This is a genomic window from Achromobacter sp. Bel (assembly GCF_012928505.1).
In the GTDB taxonomy this organism is placed as follows: domain Bacteria; phylum Pseudomonadota; class Gammaproteobacteria; order Burkholderiales; family Burkholderiaceae_B; genus Achromobacter.
In genome coordinates, this window is the sequence record NZ_JABBJN010000020.1 from 24,709 (window position 1) to 44,073 (window position 19,365).

The following is a 19,365-nucleotide window of genomic DNA, read 5'->3' on the forward strand; positions in this document are numbered from 1 at the left end:
GTCAGCTGTCAAAACACCATAGTCCGAACCCTGCGTTCGTCTGGAATCCGCGGTACATTCGCGGATCGCTATGGTGGACCGGGCGCGTAAAGCGCCCGTTTTTGTGCCCGGCCTTACCTTTTCGACGTCTTGCGGCTGGTGCCGCTGCGTGCCCCGGCCCGAAGGCTGAGCGCACTGCCGGCGCGGCGAGGAATGCCGTGGCCGCTGTCGGTAGCGCGTTTGTTGCTGGGACGCATGGGCTTGCCGTTCTTATTGAGCTGGTCCTGCGGCACGAAGCGGGTTTTGGCCGGCTTGGGCTCTTCGGACTCGCTGCGGCGGGGGCGCTTGCCAAGCGTCTTGCCTTCGGCGGCCAGCTTCTTGGGTGTGTACGGCTCCGAGGCGCGGCGCTTGGCCGGGGCTTCGGGCTCTCTGGCGGCCAGGGCGGCGGGCTTGACGTTGCCGGCCAGCGGGCGGAAAAGAATCAGGGTCTTGCCCAGGTGGTGCACCGGGGCGCAAGACAGAGTGTCGCAAATCGTCGACAACATGGTGTCGCGGGCCTCGCGGTCGTCGCCACCGGCGCGTACCTTGATAAGGCCGTGCGAAGACAGTGCCAGGTCGATTTCCTTGAGCACGGCTTCGGTCAGGCCATTGTCGCCAATCAGGACGACGGGGCGCAGGGGGTGGGCGGCGGACCGAAGGTCGCTGCGCTCACGAGAGGTAAGTTCTAATATAGGCATGCGTGGAATTGTACGGTAATGGCCAAGAATAAATTCTCTAAAGACTGGATTCACCAGCACATCAACGATCCCTATGTGAAGCTGGCGCAACAGAAGGGCTATCGAGCCCGGGGCGCTTTCAAGCTGATCGAGCTTCTGGATAACGAAAAGTTGCTTCGCCGGGGCGACTTGGTCGTCGATCTGGGGTCGTCGCCCGGCAGTTGGTCCCAAGTGGTGCGAGAGCGCCTGACGGGGCCGGGCGGCATCGTGGACGGACGTATCATTGCACTGGACATGCTTCCCATGGAACCCATCGCGGGCGTGGAATTCATCCAGGGCGACTTCCGCGAAGACGAAGTTCTGAAACAATTGGAAGACATGGTCGGATCTCATGCCGTGGACCTTGTTATTTCAGACATGGCCCCCAACTTGTCAGGCGTGGGGATTGCCGACGCCGCGCGTATCCAGCATGTGTGCGACTTGGCGATGGAATTTTCCCGCGCTCACCTCAAGCCCGACGGCGTGCTGATCGTCAAGGCTTTCCACGGCAGCGGTTTTTCGCAGATCGTGCAAAGCTTCAAGCAGCACTTCAAGCGGGTGGTCGAGCGCAAGCCGAAGGCATCGAGGGCCAAATCCTCTGAAACCTTTCTGGTTGCCCGCGATCTGAAGTAACCCCGGGCCGGGGCGTGTTGCTCCGGAACCCCAAAAAAAAACGCTACCTGCTTGGCGAGACAACGACCTAAAAAATCACGAATCAGACGTAAATACACGGGCCCCAGGGATCCCAGGACGCAATCGGGTCCAACAGGGTAGAATGGGCTATTGACATACTTGTGACTGTGCCATATGCGGGTGCGCGGTCGCCGGTCGGAATCGAAAGCAGGAGATCGACCTTGAATAATTCATTTTCGAAAGTCGCTGTCTGGATGGTGATAGCCCTTGTGCTATTTACCGTCTTCAAACAGTTCGACGGACGCGCTCAGACCCAGGACGGCGTGACCTATACGCAGTTCATGGACGACGCCAAGGCGGGACGTATCCGCAAGGTCGACGTTCAGGGCGACGTGCTGTACGTCACCCCGGACGCGGGCCGCGCCTACACGCTGACTTCGCCGGGCGACCTCTGGATGGTCTCCGATCTGCTGAAGTACGGCGTGCAGGTGTCGGGCAAGCCGCGCGAAGAGCAATCGCTGCTGATGAGCATCTTCGTCTCGTGGTTCCCCATGCTGCTGTTGATCGGCGTCTGGGTGTTCTTCATGCGGCAGATGCAAGGCGGCGGCAGGGGCGGCGCGTTCAGCTTCGGCAAATCGCGCGCCCGCATGCTTGACGAGAACACCAACCAGATCACGTTCGCGGATGTCGCCGGCTGCGACGAAGCCAAGGAAGACGTCCAGGAACTGGTCGACTTCCTGCGCGACCCCAGCAAGTTCCAGAAGCTGGGCGGCCGTATCCCGCGTGGCGTGCTGATGGTCGGTTCGCCCGGTACCGGCAAGACGCTGCTGGCCAAGGCCATCGCCGGTGAAGCCAAGGTTCCGTTCTTCAGCATCTCGGGTTCGGACTTCGTTGAAATGTTCGTCGGCGTGGGCGCTGCCCGCGTGCGAGACATGTTCGAAAACGCCAAGAAGCACGCACCTTGCATCATCTTCATCGACGAAATCGATGCGGTGGGCCGTCAGCGCGGCGCCGGCCTGGGTGGCGGCAACGACGAACGCGAGCAGACGCTGAACCAGATGCTGGTGGAAATGGACGGCTTCGAGTCCGGCCAGGGCGTCATCGTGATCGCCGCGACCAACCGTCCCGACGTGCTGGACCCGGCGCTGCTGCGTCCCGGCCGTTTCGACCGCCAAGTGGTCGTGCCGCTGCCCGATATCCGTGGCCGCGAGCAGATCCTGAAAGTCCACATGCGCAAGGTTCCGCTGTCGCCTAACGTCGACGCGACCATCCTGGCGCGCGGTTGCCCCGGTTTCTCGGGCGCCGACCTGGCCAACCTGGTCAACGAAGCTGCCCTGTTCGCCGCGCGCCGCAACGGCCGCACGGTGGATATGTCCGACTTCGAAAAGGCCAAGGACAAGATCATCATGGGCGCCGAGCGCCGCTCCATCGTGATGCCCGAAGAGGAACGCAAGAACACCGCGTACCACGAATCCGGCCATGCGATCGTTGCCCGCCTGCTGCCCAAGACCGACCCGGTCCACAAGGTCACGATCATTCCGCGCGGCCGTGCGCTGGGCGTGACGATGCAGTTGCCGGAAACCGACCGCTACAGCATGGACAAGGGCCGTTTGCTGTCCACTATCGCTGTGCTGTTCGGCGGCCGCATCGCCGAAGAACTCTTCATGGACCAGATGACGACGGGCGCCTCGAACGACTTCGAACGCGCCACCGCCATCGCCCGCGACATCGTCACGCGCTACGGCATGACCGACGAACTGGGCCCCATGGTCTACGCCGAGAACGAAGGCGAAGTGTTCCTGGGCCGCAGCGTCACCAAGACGACGCACATGTCCGAAGCCACCATGCAGAAGGTGGACACCGAGATCCGCCGCATCATCGACGAGCAGTACGGCGTTGCGCGCAAGATCCTGGAAGAGAACCGCGACAAGGTCGAAGTGATGACGTCGGCGCTGCTGGAATGGGAAACCATCGACGCGGACCAGATCAACGACATCATCGAAGGCCGTCCGCCGCGTCCCCCGAAGACGCCGCAAGGCCCGTCGGATTCGACCGACACGCCGCCGACCACCGGCCTGGCGGCTGGCGGTAGCACGGCAGCTGCTGTCTGAGGTTTTTTGTCCTGAGTTATGGCAAATAACTTTCTTTGCGGGCGCTTCGAGTTTGATCTCGAGCGCCCGCTTGTCATGGGTATCGTCAATGTCACGCCGGATTCCTTTTCCGACGGCGGCCAGCATGACGATACGGATTCCGCGGTGGCGCATGCGCGCCAACTGGTCGAAGAGGGCGCGCAGATCCTGGATCTGGGCGGCGAGTCCACGCGCCCTGGCGCAGACCCGGTGTCGGTGGCGGACGAACTGGACCGGCTGCTGCCGGTGATCGAAGCGCTGCGCGATTGCGGCGTGCCGTTGTCCATCGATACCTTCAAACCGGAAGTCATGCGCGCCACGCTGGATGCGGGCGCGGACATGATCAATGACATCTACGGATTCAGGCAGCCGGGGGCCATCGAGGCCGTGTCGCAGTCGCGTTGCGGGCTATGCGTGATGCACATGAAGGGCGAGCCCCGCACCATGCAGGCCAGCCCGCCCGAATACACCGACCTGATCGGAGAGATCGGCCTGTTCCTGGGTGCGCGGGCGCAGAAGCTGCGCGCAGCCTGGATCGATCCCCACCGCATCGTGCTGGACCCGGGCTTCGGCTTCGGCAAGACGGCGGACCAGAATTTTCAGTTATTGCGCCGGCTGTCCAGCCTGCGCAGCACGGGTTATCCATTGCTGATCGGCCTGTCGCGTAAAAACATGATCGGCCAGGCCACTGGCCGGCCCGTTGGCGACAGGTTGTCCGGCAGCATTGCCGCTGCCCTTGCCTGTGTGTCCCGGGGAGCTTCCATCGTGCGCGTGCACGATGTCGCCGCCACCGTGGATGCCCTTAAGGTATGGCATGCGGCTGAACAAGGAGCAATCAGTTCATGATTCGACGCAAGTATTTTGGTACGGATGGAGTGCGTGGCGAAGTTGGCGGTCCGGTGATCAACGCCGAATTCGCCCTGCGCCTGGGTTACGCGGCTGGCCGCGTGCTGGCGCGCGAACACGCCGCGCGCGGCGGTAGCCGTCCGCAGGTTGTGATCGGCAAGGACACCCGTATTTCGGGCTACATGCTGGAATCCGCCCTGGAAGCCGGCTTGTCGGCTGCGGGCATCGATGTGTTGCTGGCCGGGCCCATCCCGACGCCCGCCGTGGCCTACCTGACCCGGGCGCTGCGCCTGGTGGCGGGTATCGTCATCAGCGCGTCGCACAACCCGTACCAGGACAACGGCATCAAGTTCTTCTCGGCGCAGGGCATGAAGCTGCCCGACGAGATAGAAGCCGACATCGAAGCCGCGTTGGACGAGCCGCTGGGTTGCGTCTCCTCCGAGGGCCTGGGCCGCGCGCGCCGTATGGCCGATTCGCAGGGCCGCTACATCGAATTCTGCAAGAGCACGTTCCCCAACGATCTCGACTTGAACGGCATGACAATCGTGGTGGACGCCGCTCACGGCGCCGCCTACAACATCGCGCCGCACGTGTTCCGGGAATTGGGCGCCGAGGTGCATGCCATCGGTGTGCATCCGGACGGCTTCAACATCAACAAGGGCGTGGGCGCCCTGCACCCCGAGATGCTGGCCAAGGAAGTGCGCGCCCGCGGGGCGCAGCTGGGCATCGCGCTGGACGGCGACGCCGACCGCTTGCAGGTGGTGGACGGCGAGGGCCGCATCTACAACGGCGACGAGCTGCTTTATGCCATCGTGCGCGAGCGCATGCAGCGCAGCAAGGTGGACGGCGTGGTCGGCACGCTGATGACCAACTTCGGTTTCGAGCGCGAAATGGAACGCCTGGGCGTGGGCTTCGAGCGTGCCAACGTGGGCGACCGCTACGTGCTGGAGCAGATGCAGTCGCGCGGTTGGCTGTACGGCGGCGAAAGCTCCGGTCATCTGCTGTGCCTGGATTGCCATTCGACGGGCGACGGCATCATCGCCGCGCTGCAAGTGCTGACGGCGCTGCGCCGCAACAACGTGTCGATGGCGCAATGGGTGGGCGATCTGCGCATGTATCCGCAGAAGATGATCAACGTGCCGCTTGCCCCGGGCCAGGACTGGAAGACGCATGCTGGCCTGACCGCGGCGCGCAAGGCGGTCGAGGCCGAATTGAACGGCCGGGGCCGCATCCTGATCCGTGCGTCAGGGACGGAGCCAAAATTGCGGCTGATGGTCGAAGCCGAGGACGAATCACTTGCCGTGTCGTGCGCCGAGAAGCTTGCCGCCAGCCTGGGGTAAGCGCAATAGGCCTATATGGACGAAAGCCACCCACCGTCAGCGGGGGTGGCTTTTGTGCATTCAGGGTCGGTATTCAATTGTAAAGTTTTGTCGAGATTTGCCTAAAGTTGACCTATCTCCCCCGAACTAAACTTCATAGTCACGTAACATATTGGTCAAGTCTTTGACATACAGGGCGTCCACACTGACTGGACTCTCTAGGAGCTTCGCGCAATGCTGGAACTAGCACGCATCAACCCAAGCCGTAATCCCGCCGAACCGTTCACGGGCGCCGCCCCGAAGGTGCTGGCTGTCGGCCTGGCGCGCACAGCTGAAGAAATCGAGCAGATTCAGCGTCTGCGCTACGAAGTCTTCACTGAGGATATGGGCGTGGTATTTCCCGACGCCCAGGACGGTATCGAACACGATCGCTTCGATCCCTTCTGCGAACACCTCATGGTCCGTGAAATGGACACGGGCCGCATCGTCGGCACGTACCGGATCCTGACGCCTGAAAAGGCGCGGGAGGCGGGCGGGTACTACTCGCAATCCGAATTCGATCTATCCGGCCTGGGCGCGATCCGCGACAACCTGGTTGAAGTCGGCCGCTCGTGTACGCACGCCGACTACCGCAACGGCGCAGTCATCATGCTGCTGTGGTCCGGCCTGGCCGAATACCTGCGGCGCGGCGGTTACGAATACGTTCTGGGTTGCGCAAGCGTCAGTCTGCGCGACGACGGCGTCACTGCCGCGGAAGTCTGGCGTACGATCTCCAAGCACCTGCCGCTTGAGAACGAACCGCGCGTGGCGCCGCTGCACCGGTATCCGGTGGAAAAGCTCAACAGCACGCTGCCTGCCCGCGTGCCGCCGCTGATCAAGGGTTACCTGAAGCTGGGCGCCAAGGTGTGTGGTGAACCCGCCTGGGACCCGGATTTCAATGCCGCGGATTTCCCGGTGCTACTGAAAATGGACCGCATGGACGAGCGCTACCGCCGTCACTTCGGTCTGGATCAACCCGTGGCCGTCAACGGCCAGCGCTGATCATCATGCGCCGCCTGATCCGCCGTATGAAGATCAGACTGATACGGCGGGCCACGCGGCCCTTGCGCATGGAGCTCAAGCGGCTGCATCGCGAGACGGATCTGTCGCCGTTCTAATGAAAAAAACGGGCGATGGCTTGGCGGCCATCGCCCGTTTTGTTTTTGCCGCCAGGCCGCCTGGGAGAAACAGCGCTTCCTGGGGCGGCACGCACGGCACGCGTTTGCCGTACCTGCCGGTCTGACGCCTGGCGCGTCAGAATTCCAGCAATTCGAACGAAAAACCCACCTTGTTCCATTCCGCTTCTTCTGCGCGCAGCGTGAAGTCGCTCAAAGGGTGCTGGGCCAGCCATTCGCGGTTGACGCGTACGACGATGGAATTGTCGCGGACTGAGGCCGTCAGTGGCAGCGGTTCGATCTCGCCACGGCGGCGGAACAGCAGCACGGCCAGACGCAGGCTGAGGATGGCCTTCCACTGCGGACGCGTGCGGATCAGCGGTTCCAGCTTGCTCAGCTTGCCTTGATGGCCCAGCGCCAACAGGGCCAGCAACTGCTGGTCAGCGCGGGAGAAGCCCGGCATGTCGGCGTTTTCCAGCACGTACGCCGTGTGCTTGTGATACGCGTTGTGCGCGATCGACAGGCCCACCTCGTGCAGGTCCGCCGCCCATCCCAGGGCCGGGCGCAGTTCGGCGCGTTCCGGGCCTTCGGGGAACATGGCGTCGAACAGCGTCAGCGCGGCGTGGCGTACGCGGCGGGCCTGGTTCAGGTCGACGTGATAGCGCTTCATGAACTGGCGCACGGATTCGTCGCGCTTGTCGTGTTCGTCGTCGCGGCCCAACAGGTCGTACAGCACGCCCAGGCGCAGCGCGCCGTCGCCAGTGTGCATGACTTCGATGCCCAGCTCATCGAACAGCGCGGTCATGATGGCCAGGCCGCCGGGCAGCACGTCGGACCGTTCGATCTTGATGCCGGGCAGTTCGGACGGGATGACCCGGCCGGAACGCACGATGCGGTCTTTCAGTTTGGCCAGCCCCGCCCGGGTGATGCCGCGGTCGGAAAAGCGGCTTTCGGTCAGGATCGCGAACAGCGCCTTGGCGGTGCCGGAAGAGCCATAGGCCTCTTTCCAGCCCATCTTGCGGTACTGCTTGGCAATGACTTCGATTTCGCGCCGGGCGGCCAGTTCGGCCTGCTTCATCTGGTGCGCATCCACCACGCCGTCCGAGAAAAACTGACGGCTGTAGCTGACGCAACCCATGTACAGCGACGACATCAGGCCGGGTTCGTGGCCTTTGCCGATAATGACTTCGGTGGAACCGCCGCCGATGTCGATGACCAGCCGTTTGTTGGGCGAGGGGGGCAGGGTGTGGACCACGCCCGAGAAGATCAGGCGGGCCTCTTCGCGGCCGGCGATGACTTCGATGGGAAAGCCCAGGGCGGCTTCGGCGCGGGGCAGGAAGTCCCGCGTGTTGCGGGCGACGCGGAAGGTATTGGTGGCGACTGCGCGGACGCGGTTGGGGTGGAAGCTGCGCAGGCGGTCGCCGAAGCGTTCCAGGACGGCGATGGCGCGCTCGATGGCGTCGTCGCCAAGGCGTTTCTCGGCGTCCAGGCCGGCGGCAAGCCGGACGGTTTCCTTGAGACGATCGATCTGATAGATCTGGGGCGTACCGTCCTGTTGAACGATGCGTCCGATGGAGAGGCGGAAGCTGTTGGACCCGAGGTCCACCGCGGCCAGAAGTTGATCCATGCGGCTCGTAATATTGGCTTTGAGGTGGCCTGATTATAGAGACCCCATATGACAGTGCCCTGAGCTACGGGTTTTCGCTTATGGAACATGGGCTTGGGAGCAAAGGGGCGTGCGCTATACGTCCCGAATTTGGCGTACGCTATGGATTTGGCGCCATGTCATAGAACCGTCACTTATTTGCAGTAAAACTCCACGCTCCCCCTACGTATGGAATCCGGTATGCCCACACGCCCGCCTGGCGAGCCCTTGCTCATGAATCGCGAGTTGTCGCTGCTCAAATTCAACGACCGTGTGCTGGCGATGGCGGAAAATCCAAAGACGCCTTTGCTGGAACGGCTGCGCTACGTGTGTATCGTCAGTTCCAATCTGGACGAGTTCTTCGAAATCCGGATATCCAGCTTGAAAGAGCAGCAGCGCCAGTCGCCCAATCTGGTCGGCCCGGACGGCATGACGCCGGACCAGGCGTTCGAAAACGTCCAGCAAGCCGTGCACGCCCTGGTGGCACGCCAGTACAACCTGCTGAACGACGAGATCCTGCCGGCCATGCAGGCCGAGGGCATCACCCTGCACCACGCGTCCGAATGGAACGCCGAGCAGCAGGAGTGGGCGCGCGACGTGTTCAACCGCGACGTGATGCCGCTATTGACTCCGATCGGGCTGGACCCGGCGCACCCGTTTCCCCGCGTCTACAACAAGAGCCTGAATTTCATCGTGTCGCTGGCGGGCGCCGACGCCTTCGGCCGCCAGGCGTCGATCGCCGTCGTGCAAGCGCCGCGCGCGCTGCCGCGCCTGATCAAGATGCCGCCCGAGCTGTCCGGCCACCCCGAAGGCTTCATCCTGCTGACGTCCCTGTTGCGCGCCTTCGTGGGCGAGCTCTTCCCGGGACTGGAAATGCTGGGCTGCTACCAGTGGCGGGTCACACGCAACAGCGACCTGTTCGTGGACGAGGAAGAAGTCACCAACCTGCGCCACGCCCTGCAGGGCGAGTTGTCGCAGCGCAATTTCGGCGCCGCCGTGCGGCTGGAAATCGATAAGCTGACGCCTGTTGAACTGGAAACATTCCTGCAGCGCGAGTTTTCGCTGACGGCCCAGGACACCTATCGCGTGCCCGGGCCGGTAAACCTGTCGCGCCTGATGCAGCTGTGCAATTCGGATCTGCGGCCCGACCTGCTGTTCCCCGATTACCGCGCACCGGTGCCGGCCCCCTTCGACCGGGTGGGCGACAAGCCGTCAGAGCTTTTCGAAGCCGTGGCCGAGCAGGACAGGCTGCTGCACCACCCGTACCAGTCGTTCCAGCCCGTCATCGACTTCCTGACGGCCGCCGCGCTGGATCCGGACGTGATGGCCATCAAGCAGACCATCTACCGCACCGGCGAGGACTCCGAGCTGATGAAAATCCTGCTGGCCGCCGCGCGCGCCGGCAAGGAAGTGACGGTGGTGGTGGAGCTGATGGCACGCTTCGACGAGCAGACCAACATCAACTGGGCGTCCAAGCTGGAAGAGGTGGGCGCACATGTGGTCTACGGGGTCGTGGCGCACAAGACCCACGCCAAGATGGCGGTGGTGCTGCGCCGCGAGAACGGCCGCCTGCGCCGCTATGCCCACTTGGGCACGGGCAACTACCACCCCCGCACGGCCAGGCTGTACACCGACTTCGGGCTGCTGACCGCGGATCCGAAGCTGTGCGAGGACATGGACAAGGTGTTCGCGCAATTGACCGGGCTGGGCGCGCGCCGTTCGCTCAAGGCGTTGATGCAGTCGCCCTTCACCATGCATGACGGCATGGTGGCGCTGATCCGCGCCGAGGCCCGGGCGGCCAAGGCGGGCAAGCGTGCGCGCATCATGGCCAAGATGAATTCGCTGCTGGAAGAGCAGATCATCGAAGAGCTTTACAAGGCCAGCCAGGCTGGCGTGAAGATCGACCTGATCGTGCGTGGTGTGTGCGCGTTGCGCGCCGGCGTGCCGGGGCTGTCCGAGAACATCCGGGTGCGCTCCATCGTGGGACGCTTCCTGGAGCATTCGCGGGTGTTCTACTTCTTTGCGGACGGCGAAGAAACCGTCTACCTGTCGTCGGCCGACTGGATGGACCGCAATTTCTTCCGCCGCGTGGAAATCGCCTTCCCGATTTACGACAAGACCTTGAAGAAGCGCGTCATCGACGAGGCGTTCACTTACGCGCTTCGTGATAACCAATTGGCATGGCAGCAGCAGCCTGATGGCGATTACGCCCGGGTCAAGAGCCGCCGCGAGCCGTTCAATCTGCACCTGTACCTGATGCAGAAACTGGGCGTGTAACCTTCCTGGACTGTCATGCGGGGAATTGTCCCTGAATATCGCGGCCGCCTCGGTTTCCAGGGCGGCCGCTGTGTTTTTCGGGGGCAAAACGGTGTCGCATGAAGCGTATGTGACTGTCACTATCCTGTCACGTTGGGCTTCTAAGATGCGAGGGTCGCTGAAAGACAGGCACCGAAAAAGCCTGACCAGACTCCTCCAACGAGCACAGAAGGAACCCTGATGTTCAAACGTGTCTTCAAGCAAGTTTCCCTGGGCGTTGCGCTGAGCGCCGCGTTCTTCACCGTCCAGGCTGCCGACGTTACCGGCGCTGGTGCATCGTTCCCGTACCCGATCTACGCCAAGTGGGCGTCCGACTACAAGGCTGCCACCAATAACGCGGTCAACTACCAGTCGATCGGTTCGGGCGGCGGTCAGCAACAGATCATCGCCAAGACCGTCGATTTCGGCGCCTCGGACGATCCCATGAAGGCAGCTGACCTGGAAAAGAACGGCCTGCTGCAATTCCCGGCCGTGATTGGCGGCACCGTGGCGGTCGTGAACGTCGACGGCGTCGAGCCGGGCAAGCTGAAGCTGTCGGGCCCCGTGCTGGCCGATATCTTCCTGGGCAAGGTCAAGAAGTGGGACGACGCCGCCATCAAGGCGCTGAACCCCGACGTCAAGCTGCCTTCGGCCGACATCATCGTCGTGCACCGTTCGGACGGCTCGGGCACCACCTTCGGCTGGACCAACTACCTGTCCAAGGTGTCGCCTGACTGGAAGTCGCAAGTCGGTGAAGGCAAGGCCGTCAAGTGGCCCACGGGTCAGGGCGGCAAGGGCAACGAAGGCGTCGCCGCCTACGTCGGCCAGTTGAAGAACTCGATCGGTTACGTGGAATACGCCTACGCCAAGCAGAACAAGCTGGCCTGGACGCAGCTGCAGAACAAGGCGGGCAAGTTTGTCCAGCCCGAGCAGAAGGCATTCGCCGCCGCGGCCGCCAACGCCGACTGGAAGAGCGCGCCGGGCATGGGCGTGGTCCTGACCGACGAGCCGGGCGCCGATTCGTGGCCCGTCACCGCCGCCACTTTCATCCTGATCCACAAGTCGCAAGACAAGCCGGCTCAGGGCAAGGCCGTACTGGAGTTCTTCGACTGGGCGTTCAAGAACGGCGCCAAGTCGGCTGAAACGATGGACTACGTGCCGCTGCCGGAAGCCGTCACCAAGGAAATCCGTGCTGCTTGGGGCGAAGTGAAGGCTGCCGACGGCAAGGCCGTCTGGAAGTAAAGACGGGTCAGCGCGGGGGGCTGCCCAGTAAGCAGCTCTCCAATGCGCGCCACCCGTCAAGCAGCCGCCCCTGGTTTTCTGCCAGCAGAAGAAAGGGGCGGGCTGCCGCAAGACCTCCCGTTGTTCCCCCAGGTTACCTAAGGAAAGTCCATCCATGAGCGCGGTAATGGATAATAGTGTGCCGCTTTCGCCCAGCGTGGCGGACTCCGTGACTACCGGCACGCCTTCGCCTATGAAGCAAAATAAAAATGCGCTGATGGATGCGCTTTTCAAGAATCTGACCCGCCTGTTCGCCTTCCTGGTGTTCATCCTGCTGGCGGCGATTCTCGTATCCCTGATCTACGGCAGCCGCGAATCGCTGGCCAAATACGGCCTGTCATTCTTGTGGCTGAATGACTGGGATCCCGTCAACCAGAACTATGGCGCCGTGGTGCCGATCATCGGCACGCTGCTGACTTCGGCCATTGCGCTGATCATCGCGGTGCCGGTGTCGTTCGGCATCGCCATCTTCCTGACCGAACTGTCGCCCACCTGGCTGCGCCGCCCGTTGGGTACCGCGGTGGAAATGCTGGCGGCGATCCCGTCGATCATCTACGGCATGTGGGGCCTGTTCGTCTTCGTGCCGGTGTTCCAGCAGTACGTGCAGCCCTTCATGATCGCCACCCTGGGAAGCGTGCCCATCATTGGCGGCATCTTCGCGGGCCCGCCGTTTGGCATCGGCATCTTCACTGCCGGCCTGATCCTGTCCATCATGATCATCCCGTTCATCGCGGCGGTGATGCGAGACGTGTTCGAGCTGGTGCCGGCGATGCTGAAGGAATCCGCCTACGGCCTGGGCAGCACGACCTGGGAAGTGATGTGGCGCGTGGTGCTGCCCTTCACCAAGTCGGGCGTCATCGGCGGCATCATGCTGGGCCTGGGACGCGCGCTGGGCGAGACGATGGCCGTGACGTTCGTGATCGGCAACGCCTTCAAGTGGTCCGGTTCGCTGTTCTCGCCGGGCAATTCGATCGCGTCGGCCTTGGCCAACGAATTCAATGAAGCGGGCGGCATCCAGAAGTCGGCGTTGCTGGAACTGGGCCTGATCCTGTTCCTGATCACGACGATCGTGCTGGCCCTGGCCAAGGTGCTGCTGGTTCGCCTGTCTGCCGGCGAAGGCAAGAAGACCTGACCCGACGCGAGCACAAGGAAAAGATCATGGCTGTATCCGTACTTAATATGCAGAATGGCATCTACCGCCGGCGCCGCGTGGTCAACCGCATCATGCTGGCGGTGTCCCTCGGAACGCTGGGATTCGGCCTGTTCTGGCTGTTCTGGATCATTCTGACGCTGCTGACCAAGGGCGCGCCCGCACTGTCGTACACGCTGTTCACCGAGATCACGCCGCCGCCGGGGCAAACCGGCGGCTTGATCAACGCGATCTTCGGCAGCGTGGTGATGGCGGGCGTGGGCACGCTGATCGGCACGCCGGTGGGCATCCTGGCCGGCACCTACCTGGCCGAATACGGCCAGCGCGGCTGGCTGGCGCCTGCGACGCGCTTCCTGAACGACGTGCTGCTGTCGGCGCCGTCCATCATCATCGGCCTGTTCATCTACGCCGTGTACGTGGCGCAGGTAGGGCACTACTCCGGCTGGGCCGGCGCGCTTGCGCTGTCGATCCTGGTGATTCCGGTGGTGGTGCGCACGACCGACAACATGCTGCTGCTGGTGCCCAACAGCCTGCGCGAAGCCGCGGCGGCGCTGGGCTGCCCCAAGTGGCGCATGATCACATTGGTGTGCTATCGGGCCGCCAAGACCGGCATCATCACCGGCGTGCTGCTGGCCATCGCCCGTATCTCGGGCGAGACGGCGCCGCTGCTGTTCACCGCGCTGTCCAACCAGTTCATGTCGTTCAACATGAATGCGCCGATGGCCAACCTGCCGGTCGTGATCTACCAATACGCCGCCAGCCCCTTCAAGGACTGGAACGACCTGGCCTGGGCCGGCGCCACGCTGATTACGCTGCTGGTGCTGGGCATCAACATCATTGCCCGCAACATGTTCCGCAAGTAAAGATCGCTTTGCCGGCGCGCATGGCGCGCCGGAGCCAAGGGAAAAGAAATGGAAAACACCGCTACCGCCGTCAAGAACAAGATCGAGGTCAAGAACTTGAACTTCTACTACGGCAAGTTCCATGCGATCCGCAATGTGAACATGTCGATCCAGGAGAAGAAGGTCACGGCCTTCATCGGCCCGTCGGGCTGCGGCAAGTCGACGCTTCTGCGCACGTTCAACCGCATGTTCGAGCTGTACCCCGGCCAGCGCGCCGAAGGCGAAATCATGCTGGACGGCGAAAACCTGCTGACCACCAAGACCGATATTTCGCTGATCCGCGCCAAGGTCGGCATGGTGTTCCAGAAGCCCACGCCGTTCCCGATGAGCATCTATGACAACATCGCCTTCGGCGTGCGCCTGTTCGAACGCCTGTCCAAGGGCGAGATGGACGAGCGCGTGGAGTGGGCGCTGAGCAAGGCCGCGCTGTGGAACGAAGTGAAGGACAAGCTGCACCAAAGCGGCAACAGCCTGTCGGGCGGCCAGCAACAGCGCCTGTGCATCGCGCGCGGCGTGGCCATCAAGCCGGAAGTGCTGCTGCTGGACGAGCCGTGCTCGGCGCTGGACCCGATTTCCACCGCCAAGATCGAAGAGCTGATCGCCGAACTGAAGAACGACTATACGGTCGTGATCGTCACGCACAACATGCAGCAGGCAGCTCGTTGCTCGGACTACACCGCCTACATGTACCTGGGCGAGCTGATGGAATTCGGCCAGACCGACCAGATCTTCGTGAAGCCGTCGCGCAAGGAAACCGAAGACTACATCACGGGCCGTTTCGGCTGATCTGGTTTCGGATCGCTTCTTGATGCAAAACGGCGCGCCTGACTGGCGCGCCGTTTTGCATTGGGGGCGGCGCGGAATCAGGAACGCTGCACGATGCGTGCTTTTGCCCGAAAGCGGCCTTCGGCCATGCGTCGGAAGTCGTTATTAATTTGGGTTTGAACGATATAGGTGTCAATCAGGGGATTGCCGGAAGAGGAGGGGCATGGGCTGTCCGGGCGGAAGAGCCTCCCGTGCAGGGTGGGATTCTGGTATAGTTGCCACCCTTCGGGGCGTAGCGCAGCCTGGTAGCGCATCTGCTTTGGGAGCAGAGGGTCGTGAGTTCGAATCCCACCGCCCCGACCAATAAAATCAAAGGCTTAGCTCAAGTATTGAGCTAAGCCTTTGTGCTTTGGGGGGCCAGCAGGGGGGCCAGCGCTAAACGGAATCCTGAGCGGGGTGCCATTCCTTGCTGTGCGGTCTGCTCTCCAGCCAAGCTGTGACTTCGCGCGCGCGCCAGCCCACAGAACGCGCGGTGAGCTTCACTGGCGAAGGGAAATCTCTTCGCTGGATAAGCTCATAGATCGTGGTCTTGGATAAGTTGAGCACTCGGACGAGATCCGCGAGGCGGTAGACGAGTTGATCGCTCATGCATGCCCACCATGCTCGGAGCCGGCGTTTTCAAGCGATTCAGCAAGCTCCAGGAGGCATTGCTCGTCCCCCGGGTCCTGCCAGCCTAGCGTCATACTGTGCCGCAAGAGGAACGCGCCATAGGCCCAGCCGCTAACCGTGAGTCACGGTGAAATCGTTCAGCCGATGATTGGGGTGTCTTGCCGATGGCGCAAGATACTGGCGCTTCTGAGACCAGCTTCCAAGGCTACTACGACGCGCGGTAGGCGCCATATCTCCCAGGGCAAGGCGCGCAGGGCCTCAGTGATTGGATTTTGAGCGTAGAGCGCCCGTAACCGGTTAGGAAGGTTAGGTTTTTCCCGGCCCCTCTCGAAATAGAAATCCGGGTACATTGAAACGAACAGTTTCTTGAGTCCGTCTATGTACATCAAATCAATTATTTCTTGTCGGCAAGGTTGGGAACGCCTGCAGCACCAATTGTCTGATCCCGGGCGTTTCGAGCGCGCGCAAGGCGAGATGGAGTTGGGTCACGACCAAGGGCCTCCTATAGAGGCCATTGAAGGCGCAATTGCACGATTCAAGCTCACTACCGTTAGGATGCCGACCGACGACCCATTCAAATCGCTTGACCATCAAGGACCAAACTTCGCCGGCACACTGCGTGTGGACAGCGGCGCAACCGCACTATGTCGCGCAGGTGCTCCAGGCGAAGTAATAGTCGAGTGGAGTTCGAAGATCGCTTTGGAGGATGGGCAGCTTGCTGGGAAAAGCCGCGCCGACGGAATAGCCATCCCTATGGAATTGCCTGCAATGATGGGGCAAGCATGGCGTGAACTCCTCCCAATGTGGAGAGACACAAGTTTTGGGTCAAGACCAAAGGTGGAGACCGCACAAAATGTCGGGTTGACAATGAGCGGCGTCGCATTGAATTTGATGCTGAATCGTACCGGGTTCGATGCGTGGCTCTTTCAGCGTGTTCCAGTGGCCTATCGCAGAGGCTTCATCGATTTGGCCGTTGGAGTCTTCGTTCTGGCGCGTGGAGGCGGATATTACCTCGACAACGCATTGCGACAGGTCGCATCGGGGTTTCGGAGGGCCGAGGCCAGCCTTCTCGAACTGCAGCCCATAAGTCTCGAAGTGCCATTTGTACTCTTGGGATTGTCTCCCTCGCCCATTGATGAACCGGATTTCGTGGAGCTAGAAGCAGTCGCCACTACGGTACGCGCGAATCCTGTTATTGAGCGTGTAATCGAGGTTCCTCATCAGTACCAGCAGGCCGTAGTGGGCATCCTGGGATACTTCGGGACATACCTCCAACAGATAGCTCCTGAACAAGCGAAATCCGCGAAAATTCGCATTGAGCAAGGCGCCGGCTTTTTGCGACTGGTGGTAGAAGCAGAGGACGGAGCTCGACATATTGTGGAACGCGCGTTTGAAGACTATCAGGGCATCGTCAGAGGGGATCTGACAGTAGATCAATTGGCTCTTTCTCCAATTGCTGCTGCAGAGCTGCGAAGCGAATTACGAATAGCGAATGCGCGGATTGATTTCCAAAAGGACATGTTGGCTGTCCAGGGGGTGGAGTTGCGTACGCTGCGTGAGTTGAGCCTCGAATTATCGAAGCGGAAGCAACCTGATCTCCACATTCAGGTGTCGGCGCAGGCATCCGCGACTACGACTATAGATACGAGCCCTCTCCTTGGAGACATCGGTAATTTGGTCGAAGCGCTTCGCTCACAGGGGGATGCAGGCGAGATCGTTCAAGAACTTGACAGTGTGGGAAAGGCTATTGAAGAGGCAGGGCGCGAACGAACGGAGCTTAGTGTTCCTATCAGACGATTGAGGGGGGTATTGGAGAAGATTCAGGTGGGCGGGACGCGGCTGCATGGTGTGTTGGAAAAAGGTGCTGGAGCTATTGAGGCTGCTCAAAAGCTGGCGCGACAGTACAACTCGGTGGCCGACTGGTGCGGGCTTCCTCAAGTTCCTCGTGCCTTCACTGGGCGCGACGTCTAGCTCTTACGAAAGTAGAGATTTTTTACTAAAACCGCAGCGTTCATGTTTCATCGAATAGATGGGCGATTGATTTCCTCGTCATTCGCACGATCTGCTCTTCGCTGTACCTTGCCCTCTTCATCTCGCTTCCCTCTTGCGTTGGAAGCTATTCTCTCAAATGCCTGTTGGTACGAATTTTTCAGAGCAGGTCAGTCGTGAGTTCGAATCCCGCCGCCCCGACCAATAAATGAAAGGCCGTTAGTGATCGCCATCACTAACGGCCTTTTCTCATTCGTGCGCCTGGCGGCGTAAGGCGTTTAGCGGATCGTCTCGGGCAGCCGGGACCAGATCGCCTCAGCCACGACCGACGGCGCGATGCCGTCCATGCCAGGGCAACCTGACGGTTCGAGAGGGTGCAAACAGGATGCATAACGCATCACGGGGCTGCATCCGAACAGTCCGATCGTCGGCACGCCATGGGCCACCGCGATATGCATGCCCATGCTGTCATTGGTGGCAAAGGCCAGGGTGCGCGCGATAAGCGCCTGGCTCACGCAAATGTCCGTGGCGTCTTGGGTGATGTCGAGCACACGGATCGATGACGGCAACGCTGCGCGGATCTCCTGTGCGATGTGCTGTACATCGCTGGCGCCGCACAACAGGAATGCCAGGTCAGGGTCGCGCTCGTGCAGAATCCGGGCGACCTGCGCAAAGGACTGCGCCGAATAACGCCGTTTTTCCGCAGAGGCGTTCAAACCAAAGCCGATCATCCGCGGCAGCCCTTGCGTGAGATGCGCGGCGGTGTTGACGGCATGCGGGGCGATTTCGAGCGAGGGATAGCGTGCCTCGTAGGGGCAGCCCACCTTGCGCAACATCGCCGGCAGCCAGGTATGGGTATCGGGATGCGGCGTGCCCTTGCGGCGAACCCAAACCTGTTCCGTGAGCCAACGCGAAAAGTGCGGATGATGCCAGCGCAGATAGCCGACACGCCGGGGAATGCCCGCCAGCCGGGCGGCCGCCGCTACATGCGAGCGGAATGTGAACAGGAAAAGCGCATCGTAAGATCCGGCCGCCAACACGCTTCTTATTTGCGCGATACGCGCTCGGCCATGCAGCTTGCTGGCGTCTTTAAGCGGGACGACTTCTTTTACGTAGGGCTGGGCGCGAAAGAGCGCCAGTGATGACTCATGCTGAGTCATTAGCAGCGTGACGGGAGCGCCTGCGTAGTCGGCAAGGGCCCGCACAAAAACCATGTTGAGGATGCCGTCGCCAATCCCCCCGGAAATGTAAATGGCAAGATTGCTTGGCGTAAAACGATCCAACGTCGACCCGTCCATATTGCTTGCCTGTGTAATAGGATGACACAACTACGCCGGGCACGAACTTGCACCCTTTGGCATCTGTTTGGCGGCAAATGCTGCGGGGGGCAACGGCGTGTTCCTTGTTGGATCCGTGTGTGGAATATTGATCCAACGGGCGTGGATTGTCGCTGATTTTCCACGCATCAGGCCTAGCCTGCCGCGTGTTTTACAGATTGGGGCAGCGGGCTTTCCCTGAATGTGGTTTCGGCGCTATTCGCTTATGTGGTTGAACTGAACCGATTCCGGTGCGATGCCACCCTGGCGAAGCCGACCGTCAAGATCTTCCTGCGTGCCGTCCCCGCTTTTCATCGAGGGCAGCTCCAGCCAATTCGCCAGCTCCCGCTTTGCCTGCGTTATTTCCGAGATACTGCCGTTGACTAGCGCCACACTTTCTCCGCCGTCAAGTTTTCGATAAGTGATTTGCGTTTTCATCTTCGCTCCTAAAGCGCCGGGCGCGTGGTTATGCTTGCGTCCGCCACGAGTATTGGGGACGTTGCGCCGTTTCCATGCTCAGCAAGTATTGTTCCGCGTC

At 61.6% G+C, this 19,365-nt stretch carries 16 protein-coding genes and 1 tRNA gene; 12 read left to right on the forward strand and 5 right to left on the reverse strand.

Annotation, left to right across the window (positions count from 1 at the left end; genetic code table 11):
* Positions 1 to 113: 113 nt before the first annotated feature.
* Positions 114 to 716: a YhbY family RNA-binding protein gene (locus tag HG262_RS14320; RefSeq protein WP_088590513.1), complete on the reverse strand. Its 603-nt coding sequence runs from the start codon at positions 714 to 716 to the stop codon at positions 114 to 116.
* A gap of 18 nt (positions 717 to 734) precedes the next feature.
* Here HG262_RS14320 and HG262_RS14325 point away from each other — a divergent pair, with 18 nt between their 5' ends.
* The 5 genes from HG262_RS14325 (at position 735) to HG262_RS14345 (ending at position 6,702) form a co-directional block, all read left to right on the forward strand.
* Positions 735 to 1,367, forward strand: coding sequence for an RlmE family RNA methyltransferase (locus tag HG262_RS14325; RefSeq protein WP_006222881.1), 633 nt, complete (start codon positions 735 to 737; stop codon positions 1,365 to 1,367).
* A 221-nt stretch (positions 1,368 to 1,588) separates the two neighbouring features.
* Positions 1,589 to 3,478, forward strand: a complete 1,890-nt coding sequence (gene ftsH / locus HG262_RS14330) for an ATP-dependent zinc metalloprotease FtsH (protein WP_169271655.1) — start codon at positions 1,589 to 1,591, stop codon at positions 3,476 to 3,478.
* An 18-nt stretch (positions 3,479 to 3,496) separates the two neighbouring features.
* The gene (gene folP, locus HG262_RS14335) at positions 3,497 to 4,342 is read left to right on the forward strand and encodes a dihydropteroate synthase (RefSeq protein WP_169271656.1); all 846 of its coding nucleotides are present in this window, start codon (positions 3,497 to 3,499) and stop codon (positions 4,340 to 4,342) included.
* Positions 4,339 to 5,682, forward strand: a complete 1,344-nt coding sequence (gene glmM / locus HG262_RS14340) for a phosphoglucosamine mutase (protein WP_169271657.1) — start codon at positions 4,339 to 4,341, stop codon at positions 5,680 to 5,682. The genes folP and glmM overlap by 4 nt, the downstream gene beginning before the upstream one ends.
* 213 nt (positions 5,683 to 5,895) lie before the next feature.
* Positions 5,896 to 6,702 (forward strand): GNAT family N-acyltransferase, encoded by an 807-nt coding sequence (locus tag HG262_RS14345; protein WP_169271658.1) that lies wholly within the window; start codon positions 5,896 to 5,898, stop codon positions 6,700 to 6,702.
* Positions 6,703 to 6,954: 252 nt separating this feature from the next.
* Here HG262_RS14345 and ppx read toward each other — a convergent pair whose 3' ends face one another.
* A complete protein-coding gene (gene ppx / locus HG262_RS14350) occupies positions 6,955 to 8,442 on the reverse strand; it encodes an exopolyphosphatase (RefSeq protein WP_169271659.1) in 1,488 nt (495 codons plus the stop codon).
* Positions 8,443 to 8,661: 219 nt separating this feature from the next.
* On the opposite strand from ppx, the gene ppk1 reads away from it, so the two are divergent.
* The 6 genes from ppk1 (at position 8,662) to HG262_RS14380 (ending at position 15,216) form a co-directional block, all read left to right on the forward strand.
* A complete protein-coding gene (gene ppk1 / locus HG262_RS14355; RefSeq protein WP_169271660.1) occupies positions 8,662 to 10,737 on the forward strand; it encodes a polyphosphate kinase 1 in 2,076 nt (691 codons plus the stop codon).
* Between the two features lie 219 nt (positions 10,738 to 10,956).
* The gene (pstS, locus tag HG262_RS14360; protein ID WP_169271661.1) at positions 10,957 to 11,997 is read left to right on the forward strand and encodes a phosphate ABC transporter substrate-binding protein PstS; all 1,041 of its coding nucleotides are present in this window, start codon (positions 10,957 to 10,959) and stop codon (positions 11,995 to 11,997) included.
* Between the two features lie 154 nt (positions 11,998 to 12,151).
* Complete coding sequence (gene pstC, locus HG262_RS14365; protein WP_169271662.1) at positions 12,152 to 13,168, forward strand: phosphate ABC transporter permease subunit PstC; 1,017 nt, start codon at positions 12,152 to 12,154, stop codon at positions 13,166 to 13,168.
* Between the two features lie 26 nt (positions 13,169 to 13,194).
* Positions 13,195 to 14,049, forward strand: a complete 855-nt coding sequence (pstA, locus tag HG262_RS14370) for a phosphate ABC transporter permease PstA (protein ID WP_105559895.1) — start codon at positions 13,195 to 13,197, stop codon at positions 14,047 to 14,049.
* Positions 14,050 to 14,097: 48 nt separating this feature from the next.
* On the forward strand, positions 14,098 to 14,874 hold the full coding sequence (gene pstB, locus HG262_RS14375) for a phosphate ABC transporter ATP-binding protein PstB (RefSeq protein ID WP_006222891.1): 777 nt from the start codon (positions 14,098 to 14,100) through the stop codon (positions 14,872 to 14,874).
* A 265-nt stretch (positions 14,875 to 15,139) separates the two neighbouring features.
* Positions 15,140 to 15,216: transfer RNA gene (locus tag HG262_RS14380), tRNA-Pro, on the forward strand.
* 72 nt (positions 15,217 to 15,288) lie between these two features.
* Here the strand turns inward: HG262_RS14380 and HG262_RS14385 are convergent.
* A complete protein-coding gene (locus tag HG262_RS14385; protein ID WP_169271663.1) occupies positions 15,289 to 15,501 on the reverse strand; it encodes an AlpA family phage regulatory protein in 213 nt (70 codons plus the stop codon).
* Positions 15,502 to 15,900: 399 nt separating this feature from the next.
* Here HG262_RS14385 and HG262_RS14390 point away from each other — a divergent pair, with 399 nt between their 5' ends.
* Complete coding sequence (locus HG262_RS14390; RefSeq protein ID WP_169271664.1) at positions 15,901 to 17,493, forward strand: hypothetical protein; 1,593 nt, start codon at positions 15,901 to 15,903, stop codon at positions 17,491 to 17,493.
* Positions 17,494 to 17,789: 296 nt separating this feature from the next.
* Here the strand turns inward: HG262_RS14390 and HG262_RS14395 are convergent, their stop codons facing one another.
* Both HG262_RS14395 and HG262_RS14400 read right to left on the reverse strand, forming a co-directional pair.
* Positions 17,790 to 18,809, reverse strand: coding sequence for a glycosyltransferase family 9 protein (locus tag HG262_RS14395; protein WP_248293360.1), 1,020 nt, complete (start codon positions 18,807 to 18,809; stop codon positions 17,790 to 17,792).
* Between the two features lie 234 nt (positions 18,810 to 19,043).
* Positions 19,044 to 19,265 carry a hypothetical protein gene (locus tag HG262_RS14400; RefSeq protein WP_169271665.1) on the reverse strand — a complete coding sequence of 74 codons (222 nt, stop codon included), beginning with the start codon at positions 19,263 to 19,265 and terminating at the stop codon, positions 19,044 to 19,046.
* Positions 19,266 to 19,365 lie beyond the last annotated feature (100 nt).

Coding starts and splice junctions, on each gene's coding strand:
- HG262_RS14345 (WP_169271658.1), top strand. CDS start 5,896: ATGCTGGAACTAGCACGCATCAACCCAAGCCGTAATCCCGCCGAACCG.
- pstB (WP_006222891.1), top strand. CDS start 14,098: ATGGAAAACACCGCTACCGCCGTCAAGAACAAGATCGAGGTCAAGAAC.
- pstA (WP_105559895.1), top strand. CDS start 13,195: ATGGCTGTATCCGTACTTAATATGCAGAATGGCATCTACCGCCGGCGC.
- pstC (WP_169271662.1), top strand. CDS start 12,152: ATGAGCGCGGTAATGGATAATAGTGTGCCGCTTTCGCCCAGCGTGGCG.
- HG262_RS14390 (WP_169271664.1), top strand. CDS start 15,901: ATGTACATCAAATCAATTATTTCTTGTCGGCAAGGTTGGGAACGCCTG.
- glmM (WP_169271657.1), top strand. CDS start 4,339: ATGATTCGACGCAAGTATTTTGGTACGGATGGAGTGCGTGGCGAAGTT.
- folP (WP_169271656.1), top strand. CDS start 3,497: ATGGCAAATAACTTTCTTTGCGGGCGCTTCGAGTTTGATCTCGAGCGC.
- HG262_RS14395 (WP_248293360.1), bottom strand. CDS start 18,809: ATGGACGGGTCGACGTTGGATCGTTTTACGCCAAGCAATCTTGCCATT.
- HG262_RS14325 (WP_006222881.1), top strand. CDS start 735: ATGGCCAAGAATAAATTCTCTAAAGACTGGATTCACCAGCACATCAAC.
- ppx (WP_169271659.1), bottom strand. CDS start 8,442: ATGGATCAACTTCTGGCCGCGGTGGACCTCGGGTCCAACAGCTTCCGC.
- HG262_RS14320 (WP_088590513.1), bottom strand. CDS start 716: ATGCCTATATTAGAACTTACCTCTCGTGAGCGCAGCGACCTTCGGTCC.
- HG262_RS14385 (WP_169271663.1), bottom strand. CDS start 15,501: ATGAGCGATCAACTCGTCTACCGCCTCGCGGATCTCGTCCGAGTGCTC.
- pstS (WP_169271661.1), top strand. CDS start 10,957: ATGTTCAAACGTGTCTTCAAGCAAGTTTCCCTGGGCGTTGCGCTGAGC.
- HG262_RS14400 (WP_169271665.1), bottom strand. CDS start 19,265: ATGAAAACGCAAATCACTTATCGAAAACTTGACGGCGGAGAAAGTGTG.
- ppk1 (WP_169271660.1), top strand. CDS start 8,662: ATGCCCACACGCCCGCCTGGCGAGCCCTTGCTCATGAATCGCGAGTTG.